The 12,780-nt window shown below is 39.5% G+C and carries 10 protein-coding genes; 8 read left to right on the forward strand and 2 right to left on the reverse strand.

What is annotated here, in order from left to right:
• The first annotated feature begins 145 nt into the window (after positions 1-145).
• From P164_RS08815 to P164_RS08850, 8 genes are all read left to right on the forward strand, one after another.
• A complete protein-coding gene (locus P164_RS08815; RefSeq protein ID WP_028376037.1) occupies positions 146-1,000 on the forward strand; it encodes a toprim domain-containing protein in 855 nt (284 codons plus the stop codon).
• An 89-nt stretch (positions 1,001-1,089) separates the two neighbouring features.
• A complete protein-coding gene (gene mbpA, locus P164_RS08820) occupies positions 1,090-1,386 on the forward strand; it encodes a mobilization protein MbpA (protein WP_028376038.1) in 297 nt (98 codons plus the stop codon).
• A complete protein-coding gene (locus P164_RS08825; protein ID WP_028376039.1) occupies positions 1,383-2,207 on the forward strand; it encodes a relaxase/mobilization nuclease domain-containing protein in 825 nt (274 codons plus the stop codon). Before mbpA ends, P164_RS08825 begins: the two co-directional genes overlap by 4 nt.
• Positions 2,204-2,524 (forward strand): DUF6730 family protein, encoded by a 321-nt coding sequence (locus tag P164_RS08830; protein ID WP_028376040.1) that lies wholly within the window; start codon positions 2,204-2,206, stop codon positions 2,522-2,524. Before P164_RS08825 ends, P164_RS08830 begins: the two co-directional genes overlap by 4 nt.
• Positions 2,525-3,181: 657 nt before the next feature.
• Positions 3,182-6,463: a SusC/RagA family TonB-linked outer membrane protein gene (locus tag P164_RS08835; protein ID WP_028376041.1), complete on the forward strand. Its 3,282-nt coding sequence runs from the start codon at positions 3,182-3,184 to the stop codon at positions 6,461-6,463.
• 11 nt (positions 6,464-6,474) lie between these two features.
• Positions 6,475-8,214 carry a RagB/SusD family nutrient uptake outer membrane protein gene (locus tag P164_RS08840; RefSeq protein ID WP_028376042.1) on the forward strand — a complete coding sequence of 580 codons (1,740 nt, stop codon included), beginning with the start codon at positions 6,475-6,477 and terminating at the stop codon, positions 8,212-8,214.
• Positions 8,214-9,071 (forward strand): endonuclease/exonuclease/phosphatase family protein, encoded by an 858-nt coding sequence (locus P164_RS08845; protein ID WP_028376043.1) that lies wholly within the window; start codon positions 8,214-8,216, stop codon positions 9,069-9,071. The genes P164_RS08840 and P164_RS08845 overlap by 1 nt, the downstream gene beginning before the upstream one ends.
• Before the next feature lie 93 nt (positions 9,072-9,164).
• Positions 9,165-9,923 carry an endonuclease/exonuclease/phosphatase family protein gene (locus tag P164_RS08850; protein WP_051621405.1) on the forward strand — a complete coding sequence of 253 codons (759 nt, stop codon included), beginning with the start codon at positions 9,165-9,167 and terminating at the stop codon, positions 9,921-9,923.
• 580 nt (positions 9,924-10,503) lie between these two features.
• Here the strand turns inward: P164_RS08850 and P164_RS08855 are convergent.
• Positions 10,504-11,601, reverse strand: a complete 1,098-nt coding sequence (locus tag P164_RS08855) for a hypothetical protein (RefSeq protein WP_028376045.1) — start codon at positions 11,599-11,601, stop codon at positions 10,504-10,506.
• Between the two features lies 1 nt (position 11,602).
• Positions 11,603-12,394, reverse strand: a complete 792-nt coding sequence (locus P164_RS08860) for a sigma-70 family RNA polymerase sigma factor (RefSeq protein ID WP_028376046.1) — start codon at positions 12,392-12,394, stop codon at positions 11,603-11,605.
• Between the last annotated feature and the right edge of the window lie 386 nt (positions 12,395-12,780).

The following is a 12,780-nucleotide window of genomic DNA, read 5'->3' on the forward strand; positions in this document are numbered from 1 at the left end:
AAATCATCAAAATAAAAAGTGATGCAGATGAAAAAAAAAGAATGATGAGCTGATGCCCTTTTGATGATTTAAGAAAACTAAAACCCATAAGGGATAGCAGCCTAAAACATCACTTCATCAAAAAATAACTCCAAAGTAAAGCCTGATGAAAAAAGAAAAACTATCGTGTGAAAATGCCCGAAAAATTTCCATCGTGAAGGCGCTGGAATTTTTAGGACACCTTCCCACTCGCAATTCGGAAAAGGAAGCTTGGTTTCTGAGTCCCCTTCGGTCAGAAACCCAAGCATCCTTTAAAGTTTCTAAAACATTAAACTGCTGGTACGATCACGGATTAGGTAAAGGCGGCAACTGTATCGATCTGGTTTGTGCCCTTTCAAAAGTATCCGTGAGCGATGCATTAGCGATTCTAGCTCAGCTTAAAACGGTTCATTATGATCTACCCAAACAGCAGGAAACCAATTTTAAGGAATCTAGAATTGAAATCAAGCACGTAAAAACGATTCAACATCCAGCACTAATAGAATATTTGAGTGAACGAAAAATTAGTCTGATTGCTGCAAAGAGATTCTGTAGGGAAGTTCATTATACTATTGGAAATAAATACTATTTCTCAATTGCACTGAAGAACAATTCCGGAGGATGGGAATTTAGAAATCGCCACTGTAAATCGTCCAGTTCTCCAAAAGATCTGACTTTGGTTAAAAATGGATTTTCATATTTAATTATTCTAGAAGGAATGTTTGACCTGTTATCGCTTATTACAGTATATCCAAATTTAAAACGAGAGGCTGATTTTCTGATTTTAAACTCCATTGCTTTTGCAGATAAAGCACTCCCCTATTTTGAAAATTATGAAGTTATTGAATTGTATCTGGATCAGGATGAAGCCAGTAGAAAAATCACAGCTTTCTTCTTGAATTCAACTTCAAAATGCATTGATAAATCTGAGTTCTATACTGCTGAAAAAGATCTTAATGCCTGGCTAATGAAAACAAATTAAAACTGATTTCTGGAAAGCAGGGCAAGATGTGTGGCTGTGGCCACAATCTTGCTTTGCTCCCGGTGGTTGCAAAGAAAAAAACACAAACGATGAAACGAGCACTTATCAAATTTAGATGCAGCGTTTATGAGAAAAAATTGCTGCAGGTAAAAGCTAAAGCTGCAGGTTCTTCTTTAAGTGCCTTTTGCAGAAACAGCTTAATGGAACAACAGATCACCGAGCGGATGAATGAAGAGCATATCAATACCTATAAAATGCTGGTGACGTATCACAACAATTTTAAACGGATTGGAAACATGTATAAAAAAGGAAATCCAAAGCTCAGTGAAGAAGTCATTTTAGTGGCTGAAGAAATTAAGAAACATTTAAAATCCATACTCAAATGATTGGCAAAGGAAGTTCCATATCCCGTACTCTTGGAGCTTTGCGATATGGCAATAATCAAGAGAAAGAAGCTGAGCAAGTTTATAGCGACCTAATCACTGGAGAAACTGCAGAAGAAATCAGTCAGGAATTTAAAGCAGTGCAAGCGCTCAATCAAAATTGTGAGCGCAATACTTTGAGTTTTATTCTAAGCCCAACGGTGACCGATGGAGCTCAAATGAATACTGAGGATTTAGGCAAACTCACTAAAACCTTTATTGAACACATGAAATTGCAAGACCGACAGGCAGTGGCTTATGTACATCGAGATAAAGCGCATACACACGTGCATCTTTACGTCAATCGTATTGATCTAAAGGGGAAAGCGTATAACGACAGTTTTATTGGAAAGCAGAGTCAATTGGCTGCTGAGCGAACTGCAAAGCAAATGGGTATTCAAACCGTGCAGGACGTACAGCTTGAAAAAAATAAAGCGCTCGCACATACGCGAGGTGAAATCCATAAGGCACATCAGCAAGCCATTCAAGACCCCTCTAAAGATCTTCAGACTTACATCAATCGAATGCAAAAGCAGCAAATTACTGTAGTTCCGGTGATCAATAAATCCAAACAGCTGCAGGGTTTTCGCTTTGAATACAAAGGTCAAAATATAAAAGGAAGTGAAGTACATCGCTCGATGTCGGCTAGTAATTTACTCAAATCCATCAACCGTGCAAAAAGTGTTGTTCTATCTGGAGGGAGCATTCCTATTGCACCGAGCTTGGCCAAAGCTGTGGCTAAGAAAGCCCTAAAAATTGTAATCGATAAAGGAATTGGAATATGACAAAGCTTGAACTAATATCAGAATTGCTCGTTGAAGAATTGCATTCCTTTAAGGAAGAAGTCAATCGCTTAGAGCGCATTGAAAAAAGCCTTAAAAGCACGGCTATACAAGCCGACAGTTCACAAATTGAAAAGTTAATTGAGGAACATCTTAAAAAACTACATATAAATCAAACAGCTCAACAGGAAAATAGGAAAGAAATACTAAAGCGTATTAAACATTCCCGGACCATTCCGAATTGGTTGTTAGTGATAGCCTTACTTCTTTTTCTTTCACAAGCATTTGCTCTCATTTATCTGCTGCTAACGCTGATATGAAAAATGGGAATTAATTTTTTCTTTCAAAAAAACCTAGCCGTTGTGAAGGCCTTTTCGAAAGAAAAAATAATGGGAAGGTATTTAAAGTAGGATGACTATTTCGGTTTCGAATACTATAGCACTTAGAGACCTTACACTGTCTATCCCATAATTTTTATTTTTAACGTAAAAATGTTGCGTTAAAGTATAAGTGAATTCACGCCGTTGCACATGCCCCGTTGCATTTAGTGAGTATCTGCGTCCTCGCTTTTGGGGTGTACAAGAACCTTCTGAAGTTAATGGGTATCTAAACTATTATCCTTTGAAAAAAAAACTAAACCTCTTCGTTTATAGAACAATCATCCTGAGCTAATGCTTCCTATTTTATAAAAAAATATAGAAGTAGATTAAACAAACTTTTTCTAATTCGCTTGTTTGTAAATCTTAGGTTAATCTTTTCACTAAAACCATTTACTATTTAACTTTTAGATAAAATTCAGTTAATACAATTGGATCAAATAAGCTTTTCTTTTGTCTTGAAATAGAATTTTAACTTCCTAAAGGCCCTATTATAAGACACATTTTTTTGAATTAGCCCAAATTTAAAGCCCGTTTCTGTTGCACCAGAAACGGGTCATTAAAATTAAAACTACAGTACAAATCCATAGTTCTAAACTGATGAAAAACAAATTACTCCATTTTTTCGAATTGCATGCCCTTGTGCCTAAATTTTTGGTCACTATTACTTTATTACTCTACTCCTCAAACTACCTTAATGCAGCTAGTACACCTTTAAATCTAAGCACCGAACAGCAAAAACTTACAGGAACGGTTCTTGACAATACAGGAATGCCTTTGCCAGGCGCTTCTATTATGGAAGTAAATACGACAAATGGAGCCTCCTCTGATTTTGATGGTAATTTTGAGCTTAATGTATCTCAATTACCTGCGATTATTAAAATATCATATATAGGCTTTACAACTCAGGAAATCACAATTGAATCTTTAGCGCCAATCCAAGTTCAATTACAAACAGATAATAATGCGCTTGATGAAGTGGTTGTAGTTGGTTACGGAGAAACCAGCCGTGAAAAACTTTCTACAGCAGTTAGTACGGTCAACACTGAAAATCTAGAACAACGTCCCGTTGCGGATGTCACATCAAGTCTTCAAGGTCTGAGTCCTGGACTTAATGTCACTCAAAATACCGGTAAAATAGGTGCAGAACCTCGTATTAACATTAGAGGTTTCACCTCTATTAACGGGGGAACACCGCTGATCCTTATTGATGGTATAGAAGGAAGCTTGAGTAACCTCAATCCAAATGATGTACAATCAATCAGTGTTTTAAAAGATGCCGGAGCGGCAGCGATCTATGGAGCCCGAGGTTCCTTTGGTGTTGTCTTAGTAACCACTAAAAACGCTGATAAAGGAAATGTACAAGTAAACCTGGGAGTGACCACAGCGATCAACTCTCCTACAATGAATACCGATTTTCTTACAGACCCTTTTAAAGCGGTTTCAATTGTAGACGAAGCTTTTAGAAATAACAGTGGAGCGTCTTATACCGGTTATACTGAAGAAGATATGCAGGCTCTTTATGAAGTTTCACAAGATCCTTCCCTAGCACGTGTAATTATTGACCAGCGTAACGGTCGAGATCAATATGTGCACTACGGACATACAGATTGGTGGAATACCTTTTTTAGAAAGACCTATCCGACACAAATTTATAACGCTTCCGTTTCCGGGGGTTCTGAAAAAATAAAAGCCTATTTCTCCTATCGTAATTTTCAATCTAAAGGAATTCTCAAAGTTCAAGACGACAGTTACGATAAATACAATTTACGTGGCAAAGTAGATATTCAAGCAACAGACTGGTTATCGTTTTCAAACAATATGCAGTATAACAGTTCTGAAGACTTGGAGCATAGTGGAAGTCAATATGGAAACTACAGCAATCTTTGGGGTAGTTTAATATGGGTACACGCACTCCCATCTTATGTCCCTGTTAATCCGGACGGAGGTGCTTTATGGCGTACCGAACTGAATAATTACACAATTGGTGATGGTGTTTATGCCGGATTACTACAAGGCACTACAAAACAACAAACCAATAATAATGAGTTTAGTAATATAGCTTCGGTTGAACTGAAGCCTGTAAATGGAGTGACCCTGAATGGTAACTATGCGATAAGACGTAATGAGTATAGTAGATTTCAACGTTCCACCCGTATCCCCTATTCCATCTATCCCGAGCAATTGGATCTCATGGGTAATGATTACCTTAATGAATATCGTACCGAAAGTAAGTATGACGCATTGAACATCTACGGAGAATATAAAGGCTATTTCGCAGATCATACCCTCAAAGCTACTATTGGTTTTAACCAAGAAACTTTTATCACTAAAAGTATCAATGCCAGTAAACAGAACTTGATTTCTAATGACCTGAATTCCTTAGGCCTTGCAACTTCAAACCCTACTGCCTCCGGTAGCGCTTCAGAATGGGCGCTTCAAGGTTTATTTTACAGATTATCGTATGATTATAAAGATAAATACGTAGCTGAGTTTAATGGTAGGTATGATGCAACTTCTCGGTTTCCATCTGCATATCGCTGGGGCTTTTTCCCTTCATTTTCCGGTGCGTGGCTCGTTAATAAAGAGCAATTCTTTGAGGATGCTACCGGTGAAACCTTTGACCTCTTAAAATTCCGTGCCTCATATGGTTCATTAGGAAATCAAAATATTAGTAATTATGCCTATTTCCCGACTTTACCTAATGGCTTGTATGACTATGTACTCAATGGAAGTCGTTTAAATTATATAGAATCCCCAGCCTTAAACCCTACTGAGATCACTTGGGAAAAAGTAAGCACGCTTGATTTTGGAGTTGATGTAGGTTTATTAAACAATCACTTATCTGCTTCTTTCGACTGGTTTCAAAGAGATACCGAAGGTATGCTTTCGCCAGGGGCTACACTACCAGGTGTGTTAGGAACTGCTTCTCCCTTAGAAAATGCCGCAGATTTAAGAACTAAAGGTTTTGAATTGTCTGTGAGTTATAACGACTATTTTGAACTCGCTGAAGATACATTCAATTGGTCTGTTACCGCGAACCTCTCCAACTCTAAAACTAAAATAACCGACTTTGATAATCCAAACCGGAGTCTAGTAGACTTTTATGAAGGTATGACCATTGGTGAACTTTGGGGATATCGTATCGATGGTCTTTTTCAAACTGAAGAAGAGATTGCCAATCACGCGGATCAAAGTTTTGTTTCAAATAGAATCACATCCGGAGGCGGATTAAAGCCAGGCGACGTAAAATATCGAGACCTTGATGGTGATGGCTATATAGGAGAAGGTGAAAATACGGTGGACAACCCCGGGGATCGTGAAATCATCGGAAATTCTGCACCGCAATATTTATACAGCTTTTTAGCAAATGCGAATTGGAAAGGTTTTGATTTTTCGGTGTTCTTTCAAGGCGTAGGTAAACAAGACTGGTATCCGAATTCAGACTCTCGTATGTTCTGGGGTCCCTACAACAGACCCTATAATTCTTTTATTAGAAAAGATATGGTAGACGATATGTGGACCCCAGAAAACACTGACGCGTATTATCCTCGAAATTACGGATATATCGCCTTGGGTGGTTCTTTAGAAAAAGTAAATGATCGCTATCTGCAAAGCGTAGCCTACCTGAGGCTTAAAAATTTAACCTTAGGCTATACGCTTCCTGACGGTATTATATCGAAAACCTCAGCAACAAAATTGCGTATCTACTTCAGTGGTGAAAATCTACTGACCTTTTCTAAGTTGACCGATTATATCGATCCAGAAGCAGCAAGTGCTTCTGTTAATTTAAACAGTCCATCTACCTCTGCAAATCGCGGAACCGCACAAACCAACCCATTTTCAGAAACCTATTCTTTAGGCTTATCTCTTAAATTTTAAAAAACATCCATATGAAAGTTAAACATATACTTGCCGGTTTGCTTGTTGCAACCAGCATCAGTTCGTGCAGTGATGATTTTTTAGACAAGCAACCGCTATCTGAAATTACTGCAGAAACCTTTTTCAATACCGCTAGTGACCTTCAACTGTATACCAACGGGTTTTACCGGATGTGGCCAAGCACTTCGATTTATAACGGAGAAGCTAGTACCGACAATATTATACAAACGGAACTGAGTGAAGAAATGAGAGGCGCACGGCTCGTACCTACAACCGGAGGCGGTTGGAATTGGGAATATTTGCGGGATATTAATTTTTTCCTGCAAGAATATGAGAAGTCTGATGATGAAGCAGCAAAAGCCCATTACGGAGGTGTGGCTCGCTTTTTTAGAGCGCGGTTTTATTTTGATAAGTTTCAGCGCTTTGGTGCTTTACCTTGGTATGATGCTCCTATAGATCCAGACGATACAGAAGCGCTTACCAAACCTAGAGATTCAAGACAGTATGTTGTTGATAAAATGCTCGAAGATCTGGACTGGGCTATTGAAAACCTCAATGAAGAGCAAAATACTTATGAGGTTACCAAATACACGGCCTTGGCGTTAAAATCAAGGATTGGGCTTTATGAGGGTACTTACGAAAAATACAGAGGGATTGAAGGTTATGAAAAATACCTCCAAGCTTCTGTTGCGGCATCAACAGCATTGATTGAGGATTCTCCTTATCAGATTTACAGTACGGGTAATCCGGAACAGGATTATCTAGAGCTTTTTAATTCGCATGATGCTAATGAAACCGAAGTGATCTTAGCACGCGCCTATTCTGAAGATTTGAATATTGGTCATAATGTAAACTACTATACCACGACAAGTTCTTATGGTCGTCCAGGTATGCCGAAAGATCTTGTCAATAGCTATCTGAATGCTGATGGAACACGATTTACAGATGCAGTTGGATATAATCAACTATCCTTTACGGAAGAAATACAAAATCGAGATCCTCGTTTGGCACAGACGATTCGCACTCCCGGATATACGCGTAAAGGGCAAAGTATTGAACTAGCTCCTAATCTTGGCGCTACCGTAACTGGTTATCAAATTATAAAGTACGTGACCGAGCCTGTGTATGACACCAATGGTCAGTCTATTACTGATCTTTCGATTTATCGTTTTGGAGAAGTGCTTCTAAATTATGCAGAAGCCAAAGCCGAATTAGGAACACTATCACAAGAAGATTTAAACAGCTCCATCAATTCCTTAAGACAACGTGTAGGGATGCCTGATTTAATTATAGATACTGCGAACGCGGCACCCGATTCATTTATGGCTGCTCAGTATCCTGGTGTGACTGGTGCAAATGCTGGTGTAATTTTAGAAATAAGACGGGAGCGCCGTATTGAATTGTATATGGAAAACTTCAGGTGGGATGATGTGGTTCGCTGGAAAGCAGGTCAAACGCTAACCCAACCTATTCGAGGCCTTTATTTTTCCGGAGCCGGTGAGTATGACCTTACCGGAGACGGCAGTATCAATGTAGTGCTGTATGAAGGGGAACGTCCCTCAAATCCAGTTAGTGGTGTTCAATATTATAAATTGGGCTCAGATTTTACCTTAGATGCCAATGGCTTAATTGATCCACATCCTGATTTCAATGACAGAAGCTTTGATGAAAATAAAGATTATCTATATCCGATACCCCGTATAGAACTGCAACTCAACCCTAATCTTGAACAAAATCCTGGTTGGAAGTAATGAAAAAAATAAGCTTTATGGTATTTGCACTGCTGGTTATCAGCAGTGCATTTGCTCAGGAAGAAAAAAAAGAACTCCTTATATGCTCCTTTAATGTGCGATACAACAGTGCTGATGATGGAATTAACATTTGGGAAAATCGTAAAGATTGGCTTACCCACAGCATTCGGTTTTATCAAACAGACCTGATCGGTACTCAAGAAGTCACACATACTCAACTTTTGGATATGCAAGAGCTGCTTCCTAATTATACCTATGTAGGTATAGGTCGCGAAGGGCATACCCAAGGAGAATACTCCGCGATTTTCTATAAAAAAGATCGTTTTGAAGTGGTGGATAGTAATACTTTTTGGCTTTCGGAAACTCCAGAAGTAGTCGCTTCCAAAGGTTGGGATGCAGCCTTACCCCGTATTGTAACTTGGGCATTATTTAAGGATAAAAACTCTGGGATTACATTTTATCATTTCAATACGCATTTTGATCACCGGGGTAAACAAGCACGAATTGAAAGTGCGGCCTTACTTGCTGAAAAAATAAATGAAATTGCCGGTGCATCAGCAGTTTTACTAACTGGTGATTTAAACAGTTCACCAAATAGTGAAGTTATTGATACACTATTGAAAAATGGATTGAAGGATCCGTATCTTAATCTGGATTCGGACAAGGTATATGGTCCTGAATATAGCGCTAATGGATGGGATGCAGCAGGCAGAACCGCAGATAGTAGAATAGATTACGTATTTTACAAAGGAGCGGTGCAACCTTCAACTTTACAAATTTTAGATGGTCAACGCGGACAACGTTATATATCAGATCATTTTCCCGTAATTGCTAAAGTTGAACTTTCAGATAATTAGTAGCTTAACATTATGAACGAATACAAAGCCGTGAATCAAAAATTGACAAAAGGTATTATCTTGATTATAATCCTTTTTTTATCAAGTAATCCTATGCTCTCACAAAAAGCGTTAACCGTTAATTTCGAGAATGCTTCACATGAGCTGAAGGTTTTAAGCTATAATATTCATCACGCGAATCCGCCTATGCACAAGGATCGTATAGATCTGTCAGCTATCATTCAAGTAATCAAAGATAGAAATGCAGATCTGGTTGCCTTACAGGAAATAGACTCCAATACCGATCGTTCAGGTTTAGGAAACCAAGCCCAGCAGATTGGTGACGCATTAGGTATGCAAGTATTTTTTGGTAAGGCTATAGATTTTCAAAACGGAGCCTATGGCGTTGCAATTCTTTCTCGATTTCCTATTATAGAATCTAAGGTCTATAAACTCCCCTCAAATTCTGAAACCCAAGGAGAACCTCGAGTTTTAGCCATGTCTATGATACAGTTATCCGATGCTCATTCCATCTGGTTTGCAAGTACACATTTAGATTCTCAAAAGGAGGATACCAACCGGATCTTACAAATAGAAGAACTCTTAAATATCACGAAGGATATAAATCTACCTGTACTGGTAGCAGGAGATTTTAATGCTGTCGCAAACAGTCCGGTAATTGATTCTTTGGATAACCTATTTACAAGAAGCTGTACATCATGCCCACCTACAATACCGGTACAAAACCCCACTAAGGCTATTGATTTTATAGCTTTTAAACCGCAGTCTTTTTTCAAGATAAAAAGCCATGACGTCATTGATGAAAAACATGCTTCAGATCATCTACCTGTGTTAGCTACTTTTCAATGGTAGTTTGTAATAACTTAAGCTTTAAAGTTCGCTCACGCCCGTTGTATATGCCCTGTGACATATAGTGAGCGTAAACCTCACCCTACGGGTATACAAGTACCCTCGACCCTATTAAGGATTATTTTATTGTTCATTCAGAGTGTCGTTTATTGTTCTTTCATCAGCTTGGCTTTGTTTCTTGAGTTGATTAATAAGCAAGCTCACGCATTGTATGTACTCCGTCGCACTTAGTGAGTATCTGTAATCTCACTTTACGGGTGTACAAGCACCCTCTTTTTAGTTTAGACTTTTGAGTTAGGAGTTCAGCGTTTTTTATTTTTTAGATCGCCATTTGTCTTAAAAGTCAGATGTCACGCGTTGTATGTGCCCCAGAGCACTTGGTGAGTATCGATGATCTCACTTTATGGGTGTACAAGCACCCCCTCAATTAGTTTAAAATTCCAAATTATTAAATTCAAAGTCCATTTTTACCGCCTAGTATTAATATACGATGAGCTCGCGCGTTGTATGTGCCCGTTGCACTTAGTGAGTAGCTATGATCTCACCTTATGGGTGTACAAGCACCCGCTTATTCAGTTCAAATTTATCCTACGACCAATTCAATCCCAGCCTTTTCCGCTTTGTATTTGATTTTCGTCATGAGTTCGTAATAATTCCAGTTTCTAAGTACAAAATCGTTTTCCTGTGCGGCTTCTATTTTAGCTTCCTGATTCAGCAGTATCAAGGTACCGGCTTGATGCTTGACGCAAAAATCTATGAGTTTACGACTATACACGTGCAGGCGCTGATTGACGTAATTGGTTTCCTTTTTCTTAAACTTTTCAACGGCTTTAAGCTTGCGCTTGCGCCCGTGGCCACCCCGGGAATGTACCGATCCGGCTATCGCCCGTTTACGGGCGGCCTGTATCGCCAGTCTCCGGTATAAAAACTCTTCTTTCGTTCCAATAGTCATTCGATTACTACCAACCTTGACGGTAATGGGATATTCTAATGATAAAGAAGCCTCGGCAACCAAATTGGGCTTTAAGGCGTGTTGTTCCTGCTCGATATCAAAGACTGCCAGCCAGAAGATCTTGCCGTCTTTTAATTTGATCTGAGAGGTGCGTAAGCGCGTTTCCCCTTTAAGTACCCGGTGCAACAATACGCGCTTATCGGAGAAGTCCCTGCCCAAATAGGTGCAAAAGGGAATTTTAAACAGCCGAAAGCAAAAACACTTACGCTCTTCATCATATTTAAAGCAACACATACTATAAGGACCAAAGGGAAATCCATTATCTCTTTTAAAATTTTGAAGAGAACGCTCCCCGCTCCAGTACTCCGGTGCATTCTTTTTAAATGTACTTTCTAAATTCCGGTTTAAACTCGATAAGATTTCGGTTGGGATTTTACCCTTAAACCGATCTGAGATCACGCGATAGGTGGTGTTGATACGCGAACGGTTCAGAATGCCGTTTTCGTCTTTCTTTTGATCTGCTAGTTTATACTGAATGTCCTCGGTCAAGTAAAAGAATTCCTTGATCATTTCCTGCACATAGAGGTGCGAGACGATGATATTGGAAGCCTTAAAACAACAGTATTGCCAGTCGTAAAGTTTGGCCATAGCCGCTTTACGCTCCTCATAATTGGGCAGGTCTATGTTGAGTTGAATCTTGCGGGTAAGGCTGAGGGTTTTGGTTTTCATCTTAAGCGGATTGTAAGTGTTCGTGCTGTTGTAACAGCTTATAAGCCGTCGTAAAGGCGCGGTGTACTTCCTTTTGAGTGAGTTGGAGTTCGGCTGCGATCTGAGCAAAGGAATACTGCTGTTCGCAGCGCAAGGTCAATACCCGGGTTTCCTGCTCGGTCAGCTCCTGGGGTGGATTGGAAGCTTCTGAAACCGAACTTTCCTCATCCACCAGACACTCCTGCTGCAGGATGTTTTTGAGCTGCTGTATAGCATTTTTCATCAGGTTGCTGGCTTCCTTAATACTGATACCCATGTGCTCCGCAATGGTTTTGTATTTAAAGCCGTGCTGCATACCCAGTTCAATAAGGCGTTTGGACTGCGTTCCGAGCAAGGGCAATATAGCGACTACCTGCTCGTATTCTTTTTGGCTGCTTTGCTGATCTTCCATATGCGTATCGACTGCTTCAGGATCATAGCCCCACCTATAGTCCTGATAATTGGGAATTGTATCATAGGAGTAGATACTGCGTTGAAACTGATTCCCCGGTCTTACGTAAAACCACTTGCATTCGTTGGAAATGACCGCATAGAGGAAATTGACCAAATGCTGAGGCGACTCGATATCGTCGCGTTTGTACCAGAGCCTTAAAAAGGCGTCCTGTACGAGTGTTTCTACCACGAACACATCTTTGATCAACGTCCTACCCATCCAGTAGATGGGGCGGTAATAGTGTTTGTATAGGCCATTAAATGCCAGACTGCAGCCCGATTTAAAGGACTCAAAATGTATTTCACTGGGATAATGCTTCATAACTGTACCCGTTTTTGTTTATTCTACATAGTTTTAAATTAAGGGTGTACTGATCTTAAGCAGGTGTATGATTATACCAGCCCAAGAGCACATTTTGAAATTAGGGTATAGTTGCGAGGCTTCGCTAAGGAAGAAACAAAGCTTGAATGTTGAGATGTGCTTAGAAAAAGAAAAAGGCGCAGGTCTCAACTTATCGAACAGAGGTACTGGTATACCGTGCAACAATAAGCGAGAGCCCACGCCCGGGTCGTGAGCATCCCTGCTTATCCTCTCGTTGCTAAAAATTACCAGTTTTCTGTTCGAGATTCAAAGCGAATGCTTCTAATATTTTACTTAAAGAAGTTTCGCAAATATATAATTATGAGTCAAATATAGTAAAATAATCT

The sequence above is a fragment of the Leeuwenhoekiella sp. MAR_2009_132 genome, from assembly GCF_000687915.1.
In the GTDB taxonomy this organism is placed as follows: domain Bacteria; phylum Bacteroidota; class Bacteroidia; order Flavobacteriales; family Flavobacteriaceae; genus Leeuwenhoekiella.

Excerpts from the sequence above, each read along its gene's own strand:
- P164_RS08815 (WP_028376037.1), top strand. The coding sequence starts at position 146 with ATGAAAAAAGAAAAACTATCGTGTGAAAATGCCCGAAAAATTTCCATC.
- mbpA (WP_028376038.1), top strand. The coding sequence starts at position 1,090 with ATGAAACGAGCACTTATCAAATTTAGATGCAGCGTTTATGAGAAAAAA.
- P164_RS08825 (WP_028376039.1), top strand. The coding sequence starts at position 1,383 with ATGATTGGCAAAGGAAGTTCCATATCCCGTACTCTTGGAGCTTTGCGA.
- P164_RS08830 (WP_028376040.1), top strand. The coding sequence starts at position 2,204 with ATGACAAAGCTTGAACTAATATCAGAATTGCTCGTTGAAGAATTGCAT.
- P164_RS08835 (WP_028376041.1), top strand. The coding sequence starts at position 3,182 with ATGAAAAACAAATTACTCCATTTTTTCGAATTGCATGCCCTTGTGCCT.
- P164_RS08840 (WP_028376042.1), top strand. The coding sequence starts at position 6,475 with ATGAAAGTTAAACATATACTTGCCGGTTTGCTTGTTGCAACCAGCATC.
- P164_RS08845 (WP_028376043.1), top strand. The coding sequence starts at position 8,214 with ATGAAAAAAATAAGCTTTATGGTATTTGCACTGCTGGTTATCAGCAGT.
- P164_RS08850 (WP_051621405.1), top strand. The coding sequence starts at position 9,165 with ATGCTCTCACAAAAAGCGTTAACCGTTAATTTCGAGAATGCTTCACAT.
- P164_RS08855 (WP_028376045.1), bottom strand. The coding sequence starts at position 11,601 with ATGAAAACCAAAACCCTCAGCCTTACCCGCAAGATTCAACTCAACATA.
- P164_RS08860 (WP_028376046.1), bottom strand. The coding sequence starts at position 12,394 with ATGAAGCATTATCCCAGTGAAATACATTTTGAGTCCTTTAAATCGGGC.